The 25,619-nt window shown below is 36.4% G+C and carries 22 protein-coding genes; 1 reads left to right on the top strand and 21 read right to left on the bottom strand.

The genetic code is table 11. The annotated features are described in order from the left end of the window. Nucleotides 1–64 precede the first annotated feature (64 nt). On the top strand, nt 65–889 hold the full coding sequence (locus YQ22_RS11250; protein WP_071341281.1) for a mechanosensitive ion channel family protein: 825 nt from the start codon (nt 65–67) through the stop codon (nt 887–889). Between the two features lie 50 nt (nt 890–939). Here YQ22_RS11250 and tsaB read toward each other — a convergent pair whose 3' ends face one another. The 21 genes from tsaB to sprA form a co-directional block, all read right to left on the bottom strand. Beyond that, entirely contained in the window at nt 940–1,620 is a 681-nt protein-coding gene (gene tsaB, locus YQ22_RS11245; protein WP_071341280.1) for a tRNA (adenosine(37)-N6)-threonylcarbamoyltransferase complex dimerization subunit type 1 TsaB, read from the bottom strand. A gap of 79 nt (nt 1,621–1,699) precedes the next feature. After that, complete coding sequence (locus YQ22_RS11240) at nt 1,700–3,040, bottom strand: TolC family protein (protein ID WP_071341279.1); 1,341 nt, start codon at nt 3,038–3,040, stop codon at nt 1,700–1,702. A 66-nt stretch (nt 3,041–3,106) separates the two neighbouring features. After that, nucleotides 3,107–4,231 carry an efflux RND transporter periplasmic adaptor subunit gene (locus YQ22_RS11235; RefSeq protein ID WP_071341278.1) on the bottom strand — a complete coding sequence of 375 codons (1,125 nt, stop codon included), beginning with the start codon at nt 4,229–4,231 and terminating at the stop codon, nt 3,107–3,109. Nucleotides 4,232–4,273: 42 nt separating this feature from the next. Continuing rightward, on the bottom strand, nt 4,274–5,530 hold the full coding sequence (locus tag YQ22_RS11230; RefSeq protein ID WP_058103922.1) for an ABC transporter permease: 1,257 nt from the start codon (nt 5,528–5,530) through the stop codon (nt 4,274–4,276). 1 nt (nt 5,531) lies between these two features. Beyond that, nucleotides 5,532–6,761, bottom strand: a complete 1,230-nt coding sequence (locus YQ22_RS11225) for an ABC transporter permease (protein WP_058103923.1) — start codon at nt 6,759–6,761, stop codon at nt 5,532–5,534. Then, entirely contained in the window at nt 6,754–7,455 is a 702-nt protein-coding gene (locus YQ22_RS11220) for an ABC transporter ATP-binding protein (protein WP_071341277.1), read from the bottom strand. The genes YQ22_RS11225 and YQ22_RS11220 overlap by 8 nt, the downstream gene beginning before the upstream one ends. A gap of 92 nt (nt 7,456–7,547) precedes the next feature. Beyond that, the gene (locus YQ22_RS11215; protein ID WP_071341276.1) at nt 7,548–8,666 is read right to left on the bottom strand and encodes an efflux RND transporter periplasmic adaptor subunit; all 1,119 of its coding nucleotides are present in this window, start codon (nt 8,664–8,666) and stop codon (nt 7,548–7,550) included. Between the two features lie 29 nt (nt 8,667–8,695). After that, complete coding sequence (locus YQ22_RS11210; RefSeq protein WP_071341275.1) at nt 8,696–9,952, bottom strand: ABC transporter permease; 1,257 nt, start codon at nt 9,950–9,952, stop codon at nt 8,696–8,698. Nucleotides 9,953–9,989: 37 nt separating this feature from the next. Then, a complete protein-coding gene (locus YQ22_RS11205) occupies nt 9,990–11,237 on the bottom strand; it encodes an ABC transporter permease (RefSeq protein WP_058103926.1) in 1,248 nt (415 codons plus the stop codon). 116 nt (nt 11,238–11,353) lie between these two features. After that, entirely contained in the window at nt 11,354–11,572 is a 219-nt protein-coding gene (locus YQ22_RS19335; protein WP_071341274.1) for a hypothetical protein, read from the bottom strand. Then, a complete protein-coding gene (locus YQ22_RS11195; RefSeq protein ID WP_071341273.1) occupies nt 11,562–12,095 on the bottom strand; it encodes a DUF420 domain-containing protein in 534 nt (177 codons plus the stop codon). Before YQ22_RS11195 ends, YQ22_RS19335 begins: the two co-directional genes overlap by 11 nt. A 10-nt stretch (nt 12,096–12,105) precedes the next feature. Beyond that, complete coding sequence (locus YQ22_RS11190) at nt 12,106–12,837, bottom strand: SCO family protein (protein WP_071341272.1); 732 nt, start codon at nt 12,835–12,837, stop codon at nt 12,106–12,108. Then, the gene (locus YQ22_RS11185) at nt 12,837–13,466 is read right to left on the bottom strand and encodes a hypothetical protein (protein WP_071341271.1); all 630 of its coding nucleotides are present in this window, start codon (nt 13,464–13,466) and stop codon (nt 12,837–12,839) included. The genes YQ22_RS11190 and YQ22_RS11185 overlap by 1 nt, the downstream gene beginning before the upstream one ends. Before the next feature lie 122 nt (nt 13,467–13,588). Beyond that, the gene (locus tag YQ22_RS11180; protein WP_058103931.1) at nt 13,589–13,972 is read right to left on the bottom strand and encodes a cytochrome C oxidase subunit IV family protein; all 384 of its coding nucleotides are present in this window, start codon (nt 13,970–13,972) and stop codon (nt 13,589–13,591) included. 53 nt (nt 13,973–14,025) lie between these two features. Further along, a complete protein-coding gene (locus YQ22_RS11175) occupies nt 14,026–15,003 on the bottom strand; it encodes a cytochrome c oxidase subunit 3 (RefSeq protein ID WP_071341270.1) in 978 nt (325 codons plus the stop codon). Between the two features lie 97 nt (nt 15,004–15,100). Further along, the gene (locus YQ22_RS11170) at nt 15,101–15,682 is read right to left on the bottom strand and encodes a cytochrome c oxidase subunit 3 (protein WP_071341269.1); all 582 of its coding nucleotides are present in this window, start codon (nt 15,680–15,682) and stop codon (nt 15,101–15,103) included. A gap of 2 nt (nt 15,683–15,684) precedes the next feature. Next, entirely contained in the window at nt 15,685–16,587 is a 903-nt protein-coding gene (cyoE, locus tag YQ22_RS11165; RefSeq protein WP_071341268.1) for a heme o synthase, read from the bottom strand. A 223-nt stretch (nt 16,588–16,810) separates the two neighbouring features. Beyond that, nucleotides 16,811–17,515 (bottom strand): energy transducer TonB, encoded by a 705-nt coding sequence (locus YQ22_RS11160; RefSeq protein ID WP_058103935.1) that lies wholly within the window; start codon nt 17,513–17,515, stop codon nt 16,811–16,813. Between the two features lie 62 nt (nt 17,516–17,577). Beyond that, nucleotides 17,578–17,970, bottom strand: coding sequence for a VanZ family protein (locus YQ22_RS11155; protein ID WP_156894561.1), 393 nt, complete (start codon nt 17,968–17,970; stop codon nt 17,578–17,580). Continuing rightward, the gene (gene gcvH, locus YQ22_RS11150; protein ID WP_058103937.1) at nt 17,963–18,343 is read right to left on the bottom strand and encodes a glycine cleavage system protein GcvH; all 381 of its coding nucleotides are present in this window, start codon (nt 18,341–18,343) and stop codon (nt 17,963–17,965) included. Before gcvH ends, YQ22_RS11155 begins: the two co-directional genes overlap by 8 nt. Before the next feature lie 132 nt (nt 18,344–18,475). Beyond that, nucleotides 18,476–25,600 (bottom strand): T9SS outer membrane translocon Sov/SprA, encoded by a 7,125-nt coding sequence (gene sprA / locus YQ22_RS11145; protein ID WP_083414240.1) that lies wholly within the window; start codon nt 25,598–25,600, stop codon nt 18,476–18,478. Between the last annotated feature and the right edge of the window lie 19 nt (nt 25,601–25,619).

The raw sequence follows: 25,619 nt of genomic DNA, 5'->3' as shown, positions 1-25,619 counted from the left end.
CCACACCTTATTTCTAAAATCATCGATATCTGAAAGTTCGTTACAAATAATTTAAAATTCAAAGATGGATAAAATCACAAACCTACAAGAACATGCAGATAAGGCCATAGAATGGATATGGGCCGCTTTACCAAGTTTACTTTGGGCAATTTTCCTTTTAATTGCGGGTACATACCTTATACGTTTCATAAATAAAATGATTCGAAAGTTCTTCGCCAGAAAAGATTATGATCTTGCCCTAGAATCATTTTTACAAAGCTTTATCAGTATTGCTTTAAAAATTATTCTGTTCGTATTGGTCATTACCCAGTTGGGAGTACAGACAACATCTTTGGTAGCAATACTTGCATCGGCAGGTTTAGCCATTGGTTTGGCATTACAAGGTTCTTTGGCCAATTTTGCGGGCGGAGTGCTCATACTATTGTTCAAACCATTTAAGATAGGAGACTTCATTTCTGCCCAAGGAGTAGACGGAACAGTAAAGGAGATATCAATCTTCACCACCAAAGTAAGTACATTTGGAAATCAGATTGCCATTATACCCAATGGACAACTATCTAACAACACCATTACCAATTATAATGCTCTGGATACCAGAAGGGATAAAATTGATGTAGGTATTGGCTATAGTTCCAACATTAAAGAAGCAAAGGAAATTCTTTTAGCGATTTGTAATGATCGCGATACCATACATAAAACCCCAGCCCCTGAAGTATATCTTGGCGAATTAGGTGATAGTTCGGTAAATCTTACCTTACGTTTTTGGGCGAATAATGCAGATTTTTGGGCCGCACATTTCTACGTTATGGAAGAAATAAAATATCGATTTGATGCTGCCGGAATTGAAATTCCATTCCCTCAACGTGTTATTACACAAATGAAAGGTTAATAACATAATGAATACCATTAAAAAAGCCCTTGAAACATCAAGGGCTTTTTTTATGCCTTTGTCTTTTTGGTCTGAAGCACAAAATCTTTTAAATAATATGGTTCAAAATACGCTACGTCTTCAAAATTAGACGCATTGAATTTAGCGGAAGATAGGCTAGCCATTTCTTTAGCGGATGGCACAACATCACAATGATAAATTATCTTCTCGTCGGTAAAAAGTTCTTTAATCTTCTCGGCTCCACTTCCTAGGAAATGAACCGTACTAGTTTTTATGAACTCGTTAAATGAGTTTTCATCAACGATTTCCGCTTTCGTTTCCCTAATTTCATTACCTAATGAATCAAACACTGCAGAATACACTTCCATACGCCTTGCATCTAAAACAGGTATCAAGACCTCATCTTCTTTAATTTTAATTTGCGTGGCCATACTCTTTAAAGTAGAAACCGATATCAAGGGTACACCTAAAGCGTAGCACAAGCCTTTTGCGGCAGAAACCCCAATTCGCAGTCCTGTATAAGACCCTGGACCTTTACTAACAGCTACTGCTTCTATATCTTCCATTTTTAGAGAAGCCTTTTGCAATACCTCTTCAATAAATAAATGTAGCTTTTCTGCATGCGAATAGTTTGCAGAATTCAATTCCTTTATTGCTAGTATTTCTCCGTTTTTAGTAACACAGACAGAGCAATTTGTAGATGATGTCTCTAGGTTTAATAGTATTCCCATAATGCAAAGGTATTACATAAAATGAAAAAGCCCGTAACACTAGAATGCTACAGGCTTAATAATCATAAATTACTTTTATCTATTCTAAAGAAATTGGAATACCAAAATAGAATTCTAATATTTTTAATCTGAAAATATAATCATATTTTGTTCTAATCACCTCTGCTTCAGCATTATCTACTCGTGCCTGAGCTTGACTAAAATCAAAGGAATTCATTAAACCCACATCAAATCGCTCTTTTGAATATTGATACGCAAGACTTCTGGCCTCCAATGTTTTTTGGGCCGCTTCATAAGCTTTATAAAAACTGGTTACATCTACATATGCCTGATTTACATCGGTCTCTAATTGCAGTTTGGTTCTTTCATACTCAATCTGCGCCAAGTCAACACTTATTTGAGATCGCTTGATATTATTTCTAACGCTCCATCCATTGAAAATAGGAATATTCATTTGCGCCCCATATGAAATACCATCATTTATATAGAGCTGGTCTTTAAATGGAATTGCCTCACCTGTAAAAGGATCATTGTTTTGATCCGAATATCTAGTATTATAGTTAATGAACGCACCCACCGTAGGATATTTTTCTCCTTTTGCTATTTCTAAATCTTTTTGAGCCAGCTCTACACCGGACATTGCCAACTTTATATCATTTCTAAAAGTCAATGCGGTATTGAAAATAACCTTCGCTGAATTATTTAAAATATCAGATGGCGGAATATCAAACTCCTCTTCGGCAATTTCAAAACTCTCATAGTCGGTTATACTAAGTAACTGTGCTAAATTTAACTTGGAAATCAATATCAAATTCTGGGCATTGATTATCTGTTGTTCTTGACCTGCAGCAGTTGCTTCAATTTCCAACAAATCACCACGAGCCACTACACCGGATTCCACCAATTCCTTGGTACGCTTTAAATCTTGCTCAGTAACCGCCAACTGTGCTTTAAAAACCTTTAAGGATTCCTTATTGGATAGTACCTGTAAATAAGCATTGGCAACATTAAGTTTGATATCATCTTTTATATCGTCTAAACGATATTGATTGGCAATACTGTTCAGCTTTGCTCTTTCTATTCTATTAAAATTTCTAAGTCCATCAAACAAAGTAACGGACGAGGTCATATTACCTGAAGCAGAAAAAATTGTTGCCGAAACTAAGTTGTTAGTTGTAGGATCTAAAGCAAGACCTGTATTTGCCGAAGCACTTATAGAGCCATTTAAATTTGGCAGAAGTGCTCCAATTGCATCAGACTTATCAATTTTAGCATTCTCAAGATCTAATTGATATTGCTCTACCGTTAGGTTATTTTCTATAGCATAGGCAACACATTCTTGCAAGGTCCATTTCTTTTGTTGTGCCGTACCTATTACAACAGAAAATAATAGTAGTAATCCCGTGATTTTTACTTTCATGTTCTTCTTTTTTAAACCAACCAATAATAGGTTGTTCGATTCGTTTTTTGATTTGATTGATTATTCTTAGTCCTCATTTGGCGCATCGCCATTACTCTTGGCTTCAAGCTTGTTCCAAATTTTTATTTTAGAATTTTCATCTATACCAGAGATTATTTCCACGTCTATACCATCACTAACCCCAAGTTCAAGTTCTCTTTTTTCAAACTCATTCTCCCCTATTTCAATCTCTACATAAGGTTTGTTGGTTTCTTTATCAAATTGCAACAAAGCTTCTTTAATAGAAAGCACGTCTTTTTTCTCTTCTAAAACTATTGCAGCATTTGCACTATAGCCAGCCCTAATATTTGTACTATCCGATACAGCTAAATCTCCCTCTATCCTAAATTGAACAGCACCTTCTTCCTCAACTCCCTTGGGAGCTATGAATTTTAATTTGGCATTGAATTTTTCATCTTGTAATGCTCCCATGCTAATCTCTAAAGGCATACCAACTTTAAGTTTACCTACTTCAGCCTCATCTACTTCACCTTCAAATATCATTTTAGACATATCGGCAATAAAGGCAATGGTAGTACCATCGTTAAAATTGTTACTTTCAATAACCTGATCGCCTTCTTCTACAGGAATTTCCAATAATGTACCGGTTACAGTTGCCCTAATATTCGTATTGGCACTAGAGGACCCACCAGCTGAACCAACTCTAATAATTTGGTAATCTGCCTGCGCATTTTGCAACTCTTGCGTAGCTTGATCGTATTGTAGTTGCAATGCATTGAAATCCTGACTGGAAATCACACCTTTATCAAATAAGGATTTGTTACGGTCATACTCTATCTTGGTATTGTTCAACGCTATTTTTGCATTATTGACCCTACCGCGAGCCTGGTTCAAAGATTGCTCATTTGGAACTACCTTAATAGTCGCAATCAAATCTCCCGCTTTTACTTGAACACCTTCTTCCAAGTACACCTTTTGAATAATTCCAGAAATTTGAGGCTTGATCTCAATTTCATCTTGCGGAATTACCTTACCGGTAACAACAACCTTATTGGTAATATCTCTTTTTTCAACGGTTTCCGTTTCATATGTTTTTAAAGGAGTGCTATTCTTCTTTAGAAAATAGACTACCGCAGCCAGTATACCTATAACTGCTATTCCTATTAATGCGTACTTTACATACTTGTTCATGCTCAACTATTTGATTGTTATTTACTTTTATTATTTGGTCTGTTACTCTTCTCTTAGTGCGTCTATTGGTTTAATTCTAATGGCTCTGTTCGCAGGTATTAAACCTATTAAAACACTTAACCCTACCATTAAAATAAAAGAACCTATAAACTGGGGAATATTGATCATTAGGTTATAAAATGGCATATCGCTGTTCTCGCCAATCATATTATTTGCCAATGCTAAAAAGCCTATTGCAATGGCAAAACCAACAAACCCTGCGAATACCGTAATTACTATTGACTCTAAAACAATTTGTCTCTTTACCACACTTGGTGTTGCACCTAATGCACGTCTAATTCCTATTTCTTTGGTACGTTCTTTAACCGTGATCAAAAGAATATTACTAATGGCAATAACCCCGGCAAGCAATGTCAAGATCCCTACAAAAAATGACACCCCTTGTAATACACCCGTAAAGGCAGATACATTGTTAAACACTTCAGACATATCAAAACTGCCAATAGCACGTTCATCTGTAGGATTGATATCATATTTGTTCTTCAACAATCTCTTTATCTGACTTTCAACTACAGGCACCTTAGTGTCCGCCTGAACAGAGATTGCCATCCAACCCATTCTATCACCGGAACCAAAAGCTTTTTGAAATGTAGAGAACGGAATATAAACCGAATTCTCACCGTCAATATTGATATTCTGATTTGGTTTATAAATACCTACGATATTAAAGAATACCCCGTTAATACGTACATCTTCACCAATAGCATTTTCTCCTTTTTCAAATAGCAATTTATAGGTCTCTTCACCAATAACACAGACCTTTTTTGACTCGGTCATATCATTTTCGTTCAAGAACCTGCCTTCTACCAGTTTCTTTTTCATGATATCGTCAATGTTAGGGTAATCACCATAAACTGATGAACCACTTGTAAGTCCGTTTCTATATACGGTAACAACACCCCTATGACTACCCAATTCAATTCTTGGCGCTAGCACTTCTATCTCTGGAATTTGTTCTTTTAAGATTGTGGCATCTTCTAACTTGAACTGAATTCTTCTTCCTCTCTCAAAGCCCTTATACGGTTCAGAGGTACTTTGGCTCCACACGAACAAACTGTTAGATGCGGTACCTGCAAAAATCTTTTGAAAACCGTTACTCATTCCGTTTGCTCCACCCAACAACAACACCAAAATAATCATGGCTATAATTACACCGAGCATTGTCAAAAAAGTACGAAACAAGTTCTTACCCAATGTGGCAAAAATCTCTGACCATAAATCTCTATCAAATATCCACATACTACTTATCCGTTAATGCTACAATTGGTTTCACTTTCGCCGCTTTCATTGCCGGAATTAATCCTGCAAGTACGCCCGCTACAACCAATATTACTGTGGCGGTAACTACCATAGACATACTAACCGACGGATTTGCAAAAGCCCCGGTCTTAATACTTGGACCAATTGCCGCCAATAATCCTGTTGCAATTCCTAAACCTATGAATCCGGATAAAGCGGTAATAAATACAGATTCGAACAACACCAATTTTATAATGGACCAAGGTTCTGCTCCCAAAGCTTTACGTACTCCGATCTCTTTGGTACGTTCCTTAATAATAAACACCATGATATTGCCGATACCTACAATACCCGACAATAGGATCAAAAGCCCCACGATGATTACCGCAATGTCCAAACCTCCCGTAAAGTTGCTGATGTCTTCAAAAACCTCTGCGTAATTAAATATTCTAATGCCCGCTTGGTCTTGTGGTGCAATTTTAAACCTTCTTCTAAAAACATTTTCCAATCTATCTGAAAACGCCAAAGCCTCGGTCAAATCATAATTTGGGTTATAGGTCAATGCAATTTGATCAATATGGTCTGTTTGACCGTACATTTTCTGGTAGGTACTGGTTGGCGCATAGATATTGCGTTCTGCGTTGTCATCACCATCATCTGTAAATGTACCGATGACCCTAAAAGGCAAACCGTTGAACTCAACGAATTTCCCTATCGCATCTTCGTTCTTAAACAAATCTTCTTCTACCTTTCTTCCTATTACAGCTACTTTAGACGCATTGATCAAGTCATTGGTATTAATGAACCTACCTTTATTGACTATGGTCTTTTCTATAGCTTGATGATCCGGGTAAACCGCTTGTATATTGTAACTACCCGTTTCACTTTTATAGCGGGCCGATGTATTTTGATAAACCCTAGGACTTATATATTCAATGTCATTTGGAAAGCTTCTTTTGATATATTCAATATCATCATTGGTCATTTGAATTCTTCTACCCGCCTCAAATCCGCCATAAGCCAAAGATGTAGTACCGGTCCTCACAAAAATGGAATTTGTAGCATCATCACTGAACTGTAATGTAAAACCATTCTGCATACCTTTTACCGAAGCCAATAGCAATACAAGAATAAATATTCCCCAACCAACCGAAAATCCCGTCAAGAAAGTTCTAAGCTTATTGTTGCTAATACTATGATATATTTCTTGCCAAATGTCTCTATCAAACATATTGCTCGGCTCTAACTTGTTCTATTTTCTTATCCTCAATGATTACCCCATCCTTTAAGTGAACAATACGCTTGCACATATCTGCTATATCGGGTTCATGCGTTACTATCAAAATAGTATTGCCGGCATCGTTAATTTTCTGGATTAGATCCATAACCTCATAAGAAGTTTTACTATCCAACGCACCGGTTGGCTCATCTGCCAACAACACTTTGGGTTCTGCCGCCAATGCCCTAGCAATGGCAACACGTTGCTTTTGACCACCTGACAGCTCACTTGGTAAATGACCTGCCCACTCTTTTAAACCAACCTGCTCCAAATATTCAAGTGACTTTTCTTGACGCTCTTTTCTTGGGACTTTTTGATAATATAATGGCAATGCAACATTCTCTGCAGCACTTTTATAATTGATCAGATTGAAAGATTGAAAAACAAAGCCCAAAAACTTGTTTCTATATCTAGCCGCCTTGGTTTCATTTAGATTTTTGATTGGAACATTATCCAGTATATACTCTCCGGAATCAGAACTATCTAACATACCCAGTATGTTTAGCAAGGTTGATTTACCAGAACCGGAAGAACCCATGATAGCTACCAACTCCCCTTCTTCAACATTAAAATTAATGCCTTTTAGAACGTGAAGTGAATTCTTGCCCATTTTATAGGACTTGTGAAGATCTTTTATTTGAATCATGTTGGTTGTTATTTTGAACAATTTTTACATTGTCTAATCATTAGACTATGCAGTCATAAATTTGTTACATCAATTAAAATATATTTTCAATTTTATTCATTATCGGCAAGCTCATCGGGCTTTATCTCGTTCCACACCTTAATTTTTTCACCTTCATTTATACCGGAGTTTATTTGAACATGAATACCATCACTTATACCAAGTTCTATATCTCGTCTTTCAAATTGTTGATCACCGGTAGCTATTTCAACAAAGGGTTTCTTAGTCTCGTCATCAAACTGCACCAAAGCCTCCTTTACGGCTAAAACACTATCTGCACGTGCCAAAATAATGGATGCGTTAGCACTTAGCCCAGCTCTAATAAATACAGAATCTTGTTTCTTCAATGTTCCTTTTATTTCAAATTGTATGGCACCATTTTCTTCGTTTCCCTTTGGGGCTATGTAATCCAAAACAGCATCAAAAGTTTTATCCTCAATGGCTCCTACAGTTATTTCAAGAGGCAGATTCTCCTTTATCTTACCTACTTCGGACTCATCTACTTTGCCCTCAAAAATCATTTTATCAACATCAGCGATAGCGGCTATGGTAGTCCCTTCATTAAAATTATTACTTTCTATAACTTGATTACCTACCTCTACTGGCACTTCTAAAACCATACCACTGACCGTTGCCCTTATTTGTGTATTTGCAGCATTACCATAACCAGAGGTTGTACCGGTCTTTACTATATCATAGCGTTTGTTTGCGGCGGCATATGATTGTTTAGATTGATCGTAACTAACCTGGGCGCGTTCCAGATCTACTTTTGAAATCACTCCTTTAGAAAACAATCCTTTTTGGCGTTCTAGATTTCGCAATTGATCATCTAAATTAATTTTGGCTTCATCTATATTATTCCTGGCATCATTTAGCGCACTAAGGTTAGGCACTACCTTTATTGTACATAATAGATCTCCAGATTTCACATAATCTCCACCTTCCACAAAAATCTTTTCTATAACACCAGAAATGTTTGGCTTGATCAACACTTCTTCCAATGGTAAAATACTGCCCGTAGCCATGGTCTTTTTGATAATGGTCTGTTTAGAGGGTTCCTCCGTTAAATAAACAACAGGGTCTTCTGCATTTTTGGAATAGAGATAGAACATTGATCCGCCAAAGGCGAAAACAATTAATAGGAGTACAATAATAGTTGTTGACTTTTTCATTTTATGATCGATTAAATTTTGTTGATGATTTACTCTGTTCTTAATGCTTCTATAGGTCTAATCTTTATGGCACTTTGGGCAGGAATAAAACCTGCCAACAAGCCTGAAAATACCAAGATGATCAGTGCGCTTACCACAACCGCTAAACTTACACTTGGGTTGATGAACATATCTACTGGACCTACGGAATCTAACACTGCATTTACGCCATAAATAATTGCCGCCCCGAAGACAATACCTATCATACCCGATATTATTGTCAAGAAAATAGATTCCATTAAAATTTGTTTTTTTATGGACCAAGGTGCTTCGCCCAATGCTCTTCGAATTCCAATTTCCTTTGTGCGTTCTTTGATAACGATCAGCATGATATTACTTACCCCAATAATACCGGACAGCAAAACCAATACTCCAACAAAGTAGGCCACCCACCGCAATGCACCGAACAAACTTTCTACACGATTAAACTGCTCATAAAGGTCAAAATATCCTACGGCACGTTTGTCATCTGGGTGAATTTTTCTTTTTTCCTTAACAACGCCAACTATTTTCTCTTTCAAATCGGAAATAGAACTACCATCATTGGCGGTAATGGCCATCCACCCTACATCATTACTTGTATTAAATGCTTGTGAAAAAGCCGTAAACGGCACATATATTTCTTTTTGACCTTCTTCACCACCACCGTCATCTTTCTTTTGATAGGTACCCACCACCATAAAGTTGACACCTTGTATTTTTATATACGTCCCAATTACGGTTTCACCCTGATCGTATAATTCGTTTCTAACACCGTCGCCTATTACCGCAATCTTTCTTTTATCCTGTATGTCATTATGATTCACAAACCTACCCGAGGTTATCGTCATAGGTTCTTGTTTTATGATTTCAGGATAATCCCCATAAACATTAAATGCACCCGTTCTTAATCCGCGGACCACATTATTTGCCCCTCTAAAACCTCCTAATTGATTACGAGGAGAAATAAAGCGAAGATCAGGTACATTGTCCTTAATGGCCTGAACATCTTCTAACTTAAAACTAAAACGCCTACCCTTTGGCAATCCTTTATAGGGCATTGTTGTATTTCTAGACCACATGAACATGGTATTTGTAGCAATGTCACCAAAATCTGCCCTAATACCGTTCTCCAAGCCTTTACCTGCCGCCAAAAGAATGATTAGTATGAATATACCCCAACCTACGCCAAAGGAAGTAGCCAATGTCCTAAAAACATTGCTAGACAAAACTTCCAAAATTTCTTTCCACCGGTCTCTATTGAACATGGGTCATTGCTTAATTATTATACTTACTCCTTTACAACTATTCATCTCTAAGAGCTTCTATCACATGAATTTTAGCAGCTCTCCATGCCGGGAAAAATCCAGCTATGGCTCCGGCAATGATTAATACAAATACGGTTGTTAAGGCCACATTGAAATTTACCGACGGATTCAAAACATAATCTACCTCTACATGCGGACCTACGATCTCCAACAATCCCATACTTAAAATAAGACCAGTAAAACCCGCTATTGCCGTAATAAAAATGGCTTCGTGCAATATCATACCTACAATAGACCAAGGCTTTGCACCTAATGCCTTACGAATACCTATTTCTCGAGTACGTTCTTTAACTACAATTAGCATAATATTACTTACCCCCACTATACCCGCAATAATGGTACATACCCCAACAAACCAAAAGAAAAATTTTATTCCCCCCATTAAAGCATAAAAGCGCTTGGCTTCTTCCATAGGGTTATACACCTGTATGGCGCTAGTATCTTCTGGCGCTACCGTATGTGCTTTTTGCAAATATGATTTAAGCTCATTTTTAAATTTAATGGATTGTTGTACAGCTGCTTCAAAATCTTCTTTTGGAGGAAGCGTATACGCAAGGTTATTCAAATAATCCGCACCATTGAAAACCTGTTGTGCCGTACTAATAGGTATATAAATACGATCTTCTTCCCGTTCTCCGCCTATATCCCCATAAACCCCAACGATTTTAAATGGAATTCCGGACAAATCTAAATACTCACCAATAGGGCTTTCCAATTCATGAAATACTTCCCTATTGATCTTATTACTGATAATGGCAACCTTGGCCTTAGAGTCACCGTCTTGTTGATTCAGAAATCTCCCAAGGGTCATAAACTCATTCTCTATAAATTGAAATTGATGTGAAACCCCTTGAACATTATATGCCAATGATTCACTACCAAAATTGACAAATACATCTCTAACAAATAACCTTGGAGATTCATTCTCTATTTGTTCCTGAAACAAAACACCGGCCATTTCATAATTCTCATTTCTAAACTGAATAGGTCTACCTGGGTTCATACCTTTATAACCAACAGTGGTTACCCCTGGCCAAACCCAAACACTTGTAGCAGCATCTTGTTCAAATTCTTTGGCAATTCCATTTTGCATGCCTTGACCAAAACCCAATAAAATGACCAGTATAAAAATGCCTGAAGCAACGGAAAGTCCGGTAAGAAATGTTCGTAATTTATTTTTACGAATAGTATCGAAAATTTCTTGCCAACGTTCTAGATCGAACATAAGATTGATTGATTAGTATGATTGATTGATGAATGCAATACAAGTGCCACACAATCATAAGACTAACCAATTGAAAGAATGTTACAGTTTTTTTTGAAAAAAATTAAAAATGAGCATTATGCCCTCATCTTCCTGTAAATAAAATAGAAAAGTGCTGCCACCAAAACATATGGTACGGCCATTAAATAAACTATGCCATTATTTATACCTTCCGCTGCTTTGCCAGTGGATTCACTCTCTAGCACGGCTCTACACATTGCACATTGAGCCTCCACATCCACTGGTGTTAAAAGCACTAATAAAATCAATATTAAAAATAAATATTTAGTATGCATAATACGGAGATATCATTAAATAAACCACAGCACCGGTAACCGCAACATAGAACCAAATAGGAAAAGTATATTTTGCCAATGCCCTATGGTCTTCAAATTTTCCTAAATAAGCTAAAGCATAGGTTCGTAGCACTAACGGAATTAGCGCAATGGATAATATAATATGGGTAATCAAAATAAAATAGTATACATACTTGATTACGCCTTCACCCCCATAACTTGTAGAATCCGAGGTGATGTGATAGGCAATATACATTACCAAGAACAATAACGAAAGTACAATATTTGTAGTCATCAAATTCTGATGTAATTTTTCATTACCATTCTTAATAGCCCAAACAGCTGCCACAAGTAGAACCGCAGTTAAACCATTTATTGCAGCGTAAATTGGTGGTAAAAATGACAGAGGTTCAACATTGGGTAATTTAACCCCAAACAAAGCTGCAACAACTATAGGTATAACTATAGAAACTATAGCAATTAGCCTATTGAATTTTTTTTCGTCTTGAACCTTACCTTGCATATCTGTACTCTTATTCTTCCAACAACTTTTTAATATCGGCTTTAATTATGCCTATTTCTTCCGTTTCACCATGATCATTGACGCCCTTCTCTTCTAAAATTGCTCCGCGATAATATACGATAGGATTACCGAACTCGTCAATTCTAGATCTTAAGAAGCCTTCCTTATCTACTAAAGCAAATAACCCGGAATGTTCAAACCCGCCAGGCGCATCTGGCATTTCTGCCGCAAAAATATTGAATCCGGCATTGGCCAGGTCATAAATGGCTGTTTGATCGCCGGTCATTAAATTCCAATTATGGTCTTGTATATGGTACTTTTCTTGGTATTCCCTTAATACCTTGGGCGTATCAAATTCAGGCGTTATACTAAATGAAGCTACCCCAAAGTGATCCTCACTTTTAAAATGTTTCTGAATATTTACCAAGTTGGTCGTCATTACAGGGCAAATACTAGGACACCTTGTAAAAAAGAAATCCACAACATAGACCTTACCTAAATAATCCTTATCAGAAACCAGAATACTGTCTTGGTTCAAAAACTGAAACGAAGGTACTTTTCTTCGTTTTCCATTCAATAAAATATAGCCAAGTTTTTCGTTATCGATTTTACTAGAGGTATTCAAACGATCATTCTCAACCACCGAACCATCAGACAATCTATTGACTATTCTTGGAACCACAATAATTCCAAAAATCAGAACAATTAACGAAACCCAAACGTATGTATATTTTTTATTCATTATTTAGATCTATCTGCGTTATTCTTTTTTAAGGCCAAACGATACTCTGCTAAAATGATCTTAATATCATCAACCATTTTGTTGTTTAGATCCGCTACCGAATTAGAATTAAAACCATATTTGGTACCATCATCTTCATCATCTGACCTACCTCTTAAAGTTAAATCTTTATCAATTATAAAAACATAAGGAGTACTATTTTCTGAATCTAGCTCAATATCTATTTTTAAACTAGTAAACAGTGAATTAATCTGCTCTGTATCTGCATACACAAATTTCCACTTTTCGTTATCTGCCAAGGTGGCCAATTCCTTTTTAAGCGTATTTACTTTTGATTCATCTTCAGGAGATACCAACATTACAAACTGAAAGTCGTTAAACTCATAAAAGCGCTTATATATCTTTTGATTTAAATTAAAGGCATTACCTTTTCTACCTTCAACATTGGAACCCAAAAAACCTAATACGGTTATTTTATTCTTTAATTGGGTCTCAGGTGCAAAGTTCAGCTCCTGAACATTTTTAGTAAGTTGAGATAATTTACCAAAATTGGTTACACCAGACGCAAAGAACATATACGCCACAATAGGCAGCACAAACAAGACAACAAGAACAAAGGTCTTTTTCATATATCAGTAAAGCAATCTATTGAAACACACAACAGATCTTCATAAAACAATTGTTAAATAGAAAGTATACAAAAATAAAAAAGACGGTTATATAACCGTCTTTTAATATTGTTAATTATACCCTAGAAGTTCCAACTTATAAAACCATCTTTATAAACATTATAAATGTAATCAGCTTCAACCAGAAGGATAAACGTCAAATAAATGACTAAGAATATTGGTGTCCAAACTATGGCTCTTCTTAGAGAAGATTTTTCATCACGTAAGTGCATAAAATCCCAAGCTATATAATACGCTTTTACCAAGGTTAATATGATAAACACCCAATTGATCAATTTCATGCCCAATATATAGGTATCGGTTAATGATGCTGGCTTAATGATACCTAAAACTACCTCTACTGCAGTTATTAAGGTCAAAAATGCCAATACTCCCCAGATTTTCTGTGTGTTAGATTTGAACTTTACAAGCCCTCTAAAAATCTCTAATTTATGTCCGTCTGCCATGTTACTTTAATCTAAAATTCTATTTACAGTAATGCTGTTTATTGTTAAAAGGATTATACCAAGTAGAAGAAGGTAAATACAAATACCCAAACTAAATCTACAAAGTGCCAGTATAAACCAACCTTTTCTACCATTTCATAATGTCCTCTTCTTTCATAAGTACCAAGAATAACATTAAACCAAATAATAATATTGATCACTACGCCTGAGAAAACGTGAAAACCGTGGAAACCTGTGATAAAGAAAAAGAAATCTGCAAACAATCTGCTTCCATATTCATTATGAATTAGGTTAGCACCTTCCACAACTTGTGTAGCATCTGCCAATTTAGCCAAAGAAGCCTTTCTATCCAATACGGTCTTCTTACCTTCTTCATTGATCAATTCAGTTCTGATCAAAATATTAGGATTAGCCTTAAAGCCTTCTACAACTTCATTTAAAGAAACACTTGTAAGTCCTGGTTCTTGATAAAACCAAATACCATTCTTTCTCTCGTGCTCAGTTCTTTCACTTGGAATAGAAGTTGCAAAATCTGACAATGCAACTCTCTTTTCGGTATCACCAGCATCAACAAACTGCAAAATTCTACCTCCTTTAGTTTCTAAAGCACCGTAATCACCTTTGATAAAAGTTCCCCACTCCCATGCTTGAGAACCAACGAAGATTATACCACCGATTACCGTAGCGAACATGTACCAGATAACGGCATTCTTTTTCATTTTATGCCCTGCATCTACAGCCAATACCATAGTTACAGATGACATAATTAAAACAAACGTCATAAAAGCCACATAAATCATGGGATAATTACCATGAAAGAAAGGAACGTGTGTAAACACCTCGTCCGCAATGGGCCATGTTTCAATAAACTTAAATCTTGAAAAGCCATAAGCTGCTAAAAATCCAGAGAAAGTCAAAGCATCTGAAACAATGAAAAACCACATCATCATTTTACCATAGCTCGCTCCTAAGGGTTGATTACCTCCACCCCATACGCTTGTTTCCGTTCCCGTAGTCACCGTAGAATTCATATAATTATTTATCGTTTTAATAAAACTTTAGCAAATTTACATCTTTTTGAACTATTTAAAAACGCAATTTGCACCAAAACTAATTTTGATTCACATTTTATTTTACAAAGAACATAAATAACACCAAATAGATCCATAATAAATCTAAAAAATGCCAAAATGTAGCCCCTAAGGTAACACCTAAATAGTTTTCCGGACTATATTTTCCTTTGTTTTGATTGTATAACACCACTAATAATGATAACATACCCGCCACCACATGTACTACATGCACCATTGCAATTAAAAATACAAAGGAAACCTTAATACCACTTGTTGGCCCTGTAAAATAATATCCTTTGGCCACCATTTCTGAAAATCCAGAAAACTGAAGCAACACAAACAATATCCCTAAACCTAACGTTATCCAAAGCCATTTAGTACCACTGGCTTTTTCTCCATCTTTAATAGCCTTTTTTGCCAACATATACGAAACGCTACTGATGATTATAACGATCGTACTATACAAAAAAGCATTTGGCAATTGAATTTCACTAACCCAATCTTCTCTAGAGCGACTAACTATGTATGCACTTGTCCAGCCTGCAAAACTCATTAGAAGGCTAATAATACCAAACCAAAGCATCATTTTTTTCGCCCTAGCTTTTTTCTCTGCCTCCGTACCCTGTGTTAAATCCATATTTAAGCTAAAAATTTATCTATTACGTACACTATTTGCATTAATGTTATATAACTAACACTTGCCAACATTAATTTTCTTGCGGAAACGTTATCCCTATTTCTATATAACTGAAAAGCAAAGCCTAGCATAACCGCACCCATCAAGAAAATAACAATAGCTGCCACTATTGACAACTGCAATCTACCCGTTATACCAAATACCGGTATTATAGATACCGCCATCATCCAAATAGTGTACATTATTATTTGTAGTACGGTAGCTGCATCTTTCTTACCTGTGGGAAGCATCTTAAAACCCCCGCTTCTATAATCATCGTCCAACATCCAACCTAAGGCCCAAAAATGTGGAAACTGCCAAAAAAACTGAATCATAAATAGTGTTCCAGGTTCTATTCCAAAATCATTTGTAGCAGCTACCCAACCCAACATAAAAGGTATTGCTCCTGGTATTGCACCTACAAATACCGCTAACGGGGTTATTGTTTTTAAAGGTGTATATACGCTAGTGTAGAGGAATATGGATATAGCACCAAACATGGCAGTTTTTGGATTCAGAAGGTACAGAGACAATACACCCAACAAAGTAAGTACTATAGCCACTACCATGGCAATATTTACAGACATACGCCCAGCGGGAATTGGTCTATTCTTAGTACGCTTCATCAAGGCATCCAAATCTTTTTCAATGACCTGGTTGTAAGCATTACTGGCACCTACCATACAATAACCACCAAAAGCCAAAAGAAGCACTTGCCCCCATTGTATTTCGTAAGCACCCAGGAAATAACCTGCTAAGGAAGAAAAAACGACACTAATAGCTAATCTAGCTTTGGTAATCTCCTTAAAATCGGCAAAAATCAATGCAAATGCACTATTCTTTGCAGAACCAACGGCCGTCTTCATACTTTTTAAAATAGGTCTGCAAAGATAACGCCCTAGTCATATTTCTGCAACCTAAAACCTTTATTTCTAGATTTATTGAAAATGTCACCATTTGCATTTAAATAAAATTCCAATAAATCTGATCAACGTTAATGTTTACCTTGGTATTCACTAAAAAGTTGAAACAAAAAAAAGACCCTGAGCTTAACTCAGGATCTTTTTACAAATAAATTCTAATATATTGTTACTGTAACTTAAAGTTAATTGGAATACTAAAAGGAACACGTACCGCTCTACCTCTTTGTTTACCCGGTGTCATTTTAGGTAACTTGTTGATAATTCTAGCAGCTTCAGCTTCAAGGTTTTTATCTGGACCACGCATTCTTACGTTACCGATACTACCATCTTTCTGAATTACGAACATTACACTAACTCTACCTTGAACACCCATTTCTTGAGCAATTTCTGGGTAACGGAAGTTTTTACCAATGTGCTTTTGAATCATTTTATTGAAACAAGCTCTTTTATCACTTTCATTTTCACAACCTGGGAATACAGGTACATCTTCAATTACTGCGAAAGGTACATCTACATCCTCTTCAATTTCATCTACAACAACGTCTTCAACCTCAACGATTTCCTCTTCTTGACTAGTTTCTGTAGACTCGATTACAGTTTCTTCAACCTCTTCTTCATCCTCTACAACCTCAATAATTTCTGGTGCAGCTGGTGGCGGTGGCGGTGGTGGAGTTTTGATCTGTTCTGTCATTGGAACTTCTTCATCTAAAAGATCATCCACATTCATAGAAATATCATAATCGTTTACCTCATCATAAGTTTTCCACTCAAATGCTACATAAGTAAATAACATTACTGCAAATAAACCGATAACGAAATAAAGACTGCTGTTCTTTGTTAAATCCGCCTTTGGATTCTTTTTAGGTTCCATATATATTCAATTTAGTGATTGCTAATTTAACTAATTAATCCATAAAAATGCAACTAAAATTTTCATTTTAACGACGGGGTTCTAAAAAATAGAAATCTTATGACAAACATTCCTACAAAAGCCCCTATTGAATTTGCAAGTGCATCTAAAGGATCACCGTGACGATCAGTCGTCAATACATGTTGTAATACCTCAATAATTATGCCGTATGTTACAGCAAATAAAACAATGTACCACAACAACTTAGAACGTTTGGCCTGCTGGACTGTTTTGCTCCTCATTGCCAAATAACCTAAGACCACCATAACGGAGTAAAAGGTAAAATGCACGGCCTTATCCATATGCGGTATGTTGAACCTGGAAGTACCAACACCCGATAAAGAAAATAAGCTGAAAAATGTTACGAACATCATCCAGCTTATGAAAAGTACTTTGAAAATAGTGTTTTTAACCACCAATTATCTCTTTATATGCAGCATCACTCAACAAATCATCTAGTTCGCTTGCATCGCTAAATTTAATTTTCACCATCCAACCTTCTCCATAGGGATCAGAATTCACCTTTTCAGGTTCATCTTCTAAACCTTCGTTGAACTCAACAATTTCACCTGATAATGGGGAAAATAAATCAGATACCGTTTTAACCGCTTCAACAGTACCAAAGATAGCCTCACGATCCAAGGTTTCATCTAAAGTGTCTACTTCTACATAAACAATATCACCTAATTCACCTTGTGCGAAATCTGTAATACCTACCGTAGCAATGTCACCGTCTATTTTAACCCACTCGTGATCTTTTGTATATTTTAATTCAGCTGGTATGTTCATTATAATCTATTATTATTTTTTACTTCGGCAAATGTAAAGTTTTCAACTTAGGTTATCAAAATATTTACCTATGTAATGATTTGTTTAAAAGCCTACATAATTATTGGGGCATACTTTTACGAAACAACCGTATTAATTACCAAAATTATAACGAAGTGTAAAACCTGTATTAATCGTAGTTTGTGGAAAGGCAGTAGATACAGCAAATTTGGAGAATGAATGATCGTAAAAAAACAGGGCGTTCAAGCTTTTACTCAATGCATAATCTGCCGTAAACTTCAATGACATTAAATTTTGACCCGAAGTAATTTGATTGTTATTGATATCCAAATTTCTAATGATGGTAATATTATCTCTTAAAGTAACATCGGCCTTTAAGTTTAAATCACCTTTTAACCTTGTTTTATTACCACCAATATTGGTAACGAATTTTACATCTTTAAAGCGATAGCCCAAACCAACCGTATATTCTTTACCATTGATCTCTGTCATTAAATTATTATCAAAACTTAATGATAAGGCTCTATCTGTTCTAACTTCCGCTAAGACACTTACCGAGTTGATCATTTCAAAATCTACACGGATCAACGGATTAAATTGATCTGTTAAAACTACGTTGTTCAAAATCAAGTCTGGTAAAATGTCAAGATTTTCAGCATTAACAGCATCTTGACCATCTTTAACCAATTGCACCTTTTCTAAATTCGTTTGATACGAGTTTATACTATATGATGCACGATATCCATGACTCAAAGAAAAACGTTTGAATTTCTTTTTAAACCATTTACTCTTCATTAGTCCGGTATACTTAATGTTCCAATTAGGAATAGGAATATCCCTAAAGGTATCTAAGTTTACACGCTCAGCATCTTGCCCTGTATATGCCGCAAAGAACGCTGGTAACAATACCTCTTGTTGCGTTTTACCGTATAACTGAGGAAAACCATCTTCATCTAGATCACCCACAGGTTGAGATCGATCAGCGATCAACCTATTGGCTATTGTAATCCTATTATCCTTAAACTGCTGAAAAGTACTTGAATCAAACTCATCGCTCTTACCAAAGGCCGTACCTATCATCATAGTAGAAATACTGAAACTACCATAATTGTTACCTAGCTGCAGGTTGTATTCTTGATCAACAACATTAAAGTTTTCTTGGTAACTATCCGAATATTGACGGTCCGCTACTAAATCTATCGTAATATCTTTAGTAGGTTGGGCCGTAGCGGTAATATTCAATTGCTTATTTGTTCTTTGGATGAATTGCTCATTGAAATCTTCAAAACCAGTTAACCAACCATTTCTAGCAGCTTCAAAACGGACATCTGACTGACTACCGAACAAGAAACCAATGGTAGGTTTGGTAGTACCAACAAACCCAACAGATTGTGTATAACCCGGAAGCACCGTTCCATTGTTCTCACTATAGTTCAGGTTCAATCTTTTAACCATAGTTACAATATCTACTACGGTATTGAACAAATCACTAGTCTTACCTTTTATTTTTTCTTGATCTTCTGCCAATGCACCGGATTTGTCCCTTCGGATAGGTCCTCTTGCTCCTGCCCTTGGCGCTTCGCGCTTTTTAAGTCCAAGCATATCATAGAACTTCTGCATGGTCAATGATGACGTTATAGTATGCGTATTGGCGTTCTGTACCGTATTAATGTATTCCCCCGCTACTTCAAACAACGCATCTCCACCTCTTTGCCAATCAAAATTACTGGTATATGAATATTGTGTACTAATGAAATCCAATGCAGGTATTTTAGAAAAAGGCACATCATAATTCAACTGCATTTGCTGAGAATGCCTGTTAGGCTCACCAACATCAAAGAAGCCGTCCCACATTCCCAACTCATTATTAATTCTATCCGTTGACTCTAAAGGTTCATCTTCGTTCAAATAATTTCTAACTATATTATTGTTAGAACCGGTCAAATTCAAACGTAGCGATTTGGTCAAATTATAATTGACCGCATATTGCCAATTGAACAAATAGTTACGCTGCTGCAATTCTGGCAACTCAAGTCTATCTTCACCATCAGTATATACATCCCTAAAACGCTGTGCATTAAACTGCCTATTGATATTTGAAGTAACCCCTATATTAGATGGCAACAGGTTTAAGTTAAGATCTTTTAACCATTTCCAATATTTGCCTGTAAAAAGGGAATCTTTTTTAGCAAAAGGCGCTACCTCTACAGGGTCAAAACTATGATTATATACAAAACCGGTATTTACACTTTGTTCCCTTAACTCTGCAATTTCAAAATCTCTATGATCAGTTTCATTATAACTATAGTTAAAGGTAAAGTTTTCAATATCATAAAAATTGGCATCGGCCTCTTCACCTCTATCCTTTCTAACCCCAATTAAGTTGATACTGGTACGCTTAGTATAATCTTCAGCTTGTTCCAAAACTTCATCTTTACCCTCTTGGGTATCTTCTGCAGCAATTCTATCCTCTAATTTTAAATCATCATAAACAGGGTCGAATTCCGGTGTAATCAATTGTTCAGAAACACCATAATTAAAAGGTAACTGTATGCCCCATTTCTTAGGCAGCAATTGACCAACGTTAACATTGGTAACCACATCATACGAAACCGCATCTTCACGGGCACGTTCATTTGGCATTTGATCTATTGAGCCAAAACCAGAAGTACTCTTACTACCCGTTGCACTAAAATTGGCAAAATCTGCAATATTGCCATCTACAGCGGCAATAGCTGCCCACCCTCCATTATTGTCCAAACCTGCTAAACGAAGTTCATTGAACCACACCTCACCTCTTGCCGGTAATATATCTTGGTTTTTTACACCCACCATCATAGTACGTATACTACCCAAAGACGGATTACCTTTTATACCAATACGTAATCTGCCGGGCGTACGCACATCGAACTCACCAACAGGAATCACTTCCCCGTTTTCAATTTCAAAGAAACGAACATCATTAAGATCACCATCAGCGATCCATTGCGATTTCACCTTGGTCAAATCACTAAGTGCAATGTTCATTTCATTATTTTCCGGCCATATTTCTTCATCTGAAACAGCTGTAAAAGGAGTGAATTCCAAAGGCAATTCTATTTGGTAATAGTTTTGGGTAAAATCTGTACCCATTCTTAAAAAACCAACCAATGGTGTAGATGTATCTGCATAATCACTATCTACAATCTTCTCGGCATGAATAAACATTTTCAATTTCTCATATTGACGAATGTCAACATTCAAGTTTTTAAATACTCCGCGTGAATCTTCAGACTCTAGGTTTGATACCGTCAAGGAGAGAGATTGCTCATTCTGTCTAATAATAGTATTGTTATTATTTAACTGCTCTCTTATAACGCCCGGAGGCAGAACATATGGAATTGGAGTTCTACTACTATTCTCTTCAATATTTACCGTGTTTACATCTAAAGTAGTACCGTCATCAGAAGGATCACTATCCACATCTGGATCTTGCAGCGTATTTGTATATGTACGCCAATCTCCCCTAACCAAATCCAAAGTAGCAAAACGTAGAACAGTAGGACTATTGAAACCGGTCATATACATACGCATAAAACTAATAGACCTAAAATCCGTAATACCACCCACCGCATCGGTAAAGTCACTTAACGGAATCTTATATTGGATCCAACGGTAATTAACCTCGTCTCCATTAGGTATTCTAAAATCCCCACTAGCGGTACCTTCTATAATATCGGTTACATACTCGTCATTAATTGTAGTATTTGGCTTTATGGCAATTCTATACTCATAATAACTATTCACCGTATTCATGGTCAAATCCCTATCAACATCTTCTACGTCAGGTAGGGTTGTAGAACCTCTATCGGTATTTGTTACCGAAACAGGTGAGTTACCTTGTGGATTATTAAAGTCTTGATATCTTTCTAATATGCTACCTTCCCTATTTAAATAATATACATAGTTATCCAATGCAGGGTCATCACCAGCATTGTTGGTATATACGTCTACTTCACGTGCATCATCCAAACCATCAAAACCAATATCCTGTAATACCCTGTTATTTTCATCGGCGTCAAAAGCATACACTAAAGATTGTGTTGCCGGCACCTCTCCCCATGAAGTAGGGGAAACAAAATCATTACTATCAACACCAGGCAAACCGTTTTCATACTGCTTTTTACCATCACGTAAAATATCCTCAGATATATTACCCAAGTTAAGTACCAATTCACCTGCCCCATTTGCAATACCATCTACATAAGGATCCATCACCCAAAACTGAACAAACTCTACATTACTCTGTTCAAAATCTGTACTGCTCAAAGAACGCATCATTCCACCCCATTTTTCTGTAGGAGCTTCGTTTTCAAAATCTGGATTATTGTTATACGGTCCCTTTACCGATGGGTAATATACCATATCCAAAGTGGACTGCACCTGGGTCTGCCCCTGTGCCACATCGGTCTCTGGAAAAACTTCATCTATATACACCCTACGTGTAGCGTTGGTGGAAATATCATCATCACTAACTGTTGATGGTCTTTGCGTAGTATAGAAAATTGGATCAATAGTATACCAAGACAGTTTTGCCCTATTATAACCATTTAATAAATTATTTGGATCATCTGGAGAACTACCAAAAGATTGATCATCATTACCAAACTCCAAAGGCATACTTGCTAGAGACCAACCAAGCGAAGCTCTAATATCTATTAAGGCCTGCGCACCTTCAAAATCATCTAAATAAGTAGTGGTCTCCCCTTCAAAATCTGCGTTTTTAGGTGAACTTGGTATCAAAGCGGCCATTTCTGCCCTTACGGAAATGTTAGAAGGCACATCTGTATCTATATTAGGCAGCTTATTTACCATACGGGTTAAAAAAGGAACCTCAGTAGAAAAATTAGTGTTCAACCCAAAAATGGTATTGTTCACAGATTCCACTCCGTATGTAGATTTCTGGGTTAGGGGTCTTTCGTTCAAGTTTAACAATGTACCTCCTAAAACAAATTTTTCATTGAATTGATGCTCTACATTAACACCTGTAAAACGACGTGTTTGTTGTCCAAATACCGCGTTGTTTTCTACTGAAATATTAATAGGAACATTGGAAGCCTCTAAACTTGGATCTAAAATTTGAACCGTACCCGATTGATAGTTTACCGTATAATCTATACCTTCTTGTAATGTTCTACCATTAGCGGTTACCGTTACGGATCCCTGCGGAACATTAAATGCTCCAATAGAAATACCATTACTACCTTCTGATTTATACGTACCTTTTAATAAAAACTTATTTTTTTCAGGGTCTTGCAGTGCTGCCGTTTTGGTCAAGGCATACATATCTCTAAATACATACTGCTCTTGGTTGGCATTATAACCAGAGGTTACATCGTACTGACCACTATTACCATTTTCCAATTGCTCATATAAAAACTCCCCAAAAGGTTCAACTTTGGTAAATATTATTCTACCGTTCTGTATATCAATAGTCTGACCACTGATAAAATCAAAAAAACCATCTCCACCGGGCTGAATATCATTGTAGACATTTAACCTATCTAAGTTGAATACATTTAATAGAATACGTTCTTCTAAACCTTCTGGCCAACCAGAACCAGGACCTTCTTCAATAGGCGTAATATAGTTTCTTGAAGTAGGATCAGAATATAAGATATTCATCTTAAAATCTTCTTGGCTTAAACTGTAAGCTCCGGTTGCGTAAATGTTCTTCATCATAAGATCCCAAATTGGATCAGTGATATTGGTAATATTACTTTTAAGAAGCTTAAGAATCAAAGTATTGTTTTCAATTACCGTACTTACATCTTGTGTAACCGTAGTAGCTTCTATACCTCCATTTGCAAATTCACCTACTTGGTATACTTGACCTTGAAAAGTATACTGGTAAGCAACACCTAAAACCTCATCATTACTTAGGCGTTGGTTTAAAGAAATGTACCCCAGTTGAGAGTTGAAATCAAAATCCCTGCCTTGTTCCAACTTTCGTGCATTTTCTAGATATGCATAATCAAACCCTTGATTAGGACTGTAACCACCTGCAAAACTGCCGGCATTAAACCCACTTTCTACGGTTGCAATTTCTCTTATGTTATCGTTCAATGCACCATTACCGCTCAAAATTAAAGCAGGATCATAATCATTGGCGTTGTTTCTAGGTCTTAAATCGGCAGGACCGTTGAAAAATCCACTTGCACTACCATTGTTTTGACCAACCCTGGTCTTGGTAATATCTGCCTCACCTAAATCCTGTATGGCCACCACGTTACGTACATTCAAGGTTTGTTGGGTTCTATTGGTAATCCAAACCTCTATACGGGTAATTTGCACTTGACTCTGTATATAAGGGTAAGAAGAAAGTGCATTATCATAGTTATCCCTAAAATATTGCGCTAAGAAAAAGTGTCTGTTTTCATCATAGTCCAACGCAGATAAAGAAAACTCATTTACTGTACCACCACCTTGGGCAACTACCGTATTATTTTGCGAACGTTGTTCTGAAAAAACAGCCGTTACAGAAGTTTTACCGAACTGTAATTTGGTCTTTACACCAAATAAACTTTGCGCTCCTGAAATCAGTGAGCTATTAAGTGGCATATTAACGTTACCTACTTCTATGGATTGAATGATATCATCTTCCGTTGGGGTATAATCCAATTTTACGATATTCTGAAAATCAAAAGTTGCCTCCGTATCATAGTTGGCCGTCACTTGTAAACGCTCTCCAATTTTCCCTAGCATACTAAGACTAATACGCTGATCAAAATCGAACGAAAGGTTAGTTCTATTTCTAGGTGATAAAGACGGATTATCATTCTTTTGCCATATAACCCCCAAATCCATTGCAACGGATCCTTGTGGAATTATCTCAATAGTATTACCGCCAAAAATGGTAGAAAAGAAATCATTATTTACATAAAAATTAGGAAGAAGATTTTTTCGGGCTTCTTCACTACCTTCTTTTTTACCGGCATAAGCGTCTGATTTTTCTTTGAAGTAAGACTTAATACCTTCTTCTTCGATCAGCTTAAAATACTGTTCCGGTGTAAGAATAATCGGATAACCAATATTAAATTCGCCAACACTTTCATTGTAGATATAGCGATCTAAATTAGGGTCGTAAATATATCTAGATACAATACTATCTGGATTCTCAATTAGGATGCTACCCAAATCAAAACCAGTTTTCACAGAATCAATCTCCTGCTCTTCAGTCTCTTGAGCCACAACCGAAGTTATAGAACCCAAAAACATAAAGAATACAAAGATGTGC

Origin of the sequence: Maribacter sp. 1_2014MBL_MicDiv (assembly GCF_001865655.1) — a bacterium.
Classification (GTDB): Bacteria; Bacteroidota; Bacteroidia; order Flavobacteriales; family Flavobacteriaceae; genus Maribacter; species Maribacter dokdonensis.
Note: the sequence above shows the minus strand (reverse complement) of the source record. Positions and strands in the feature narration are given on the sequence as shown.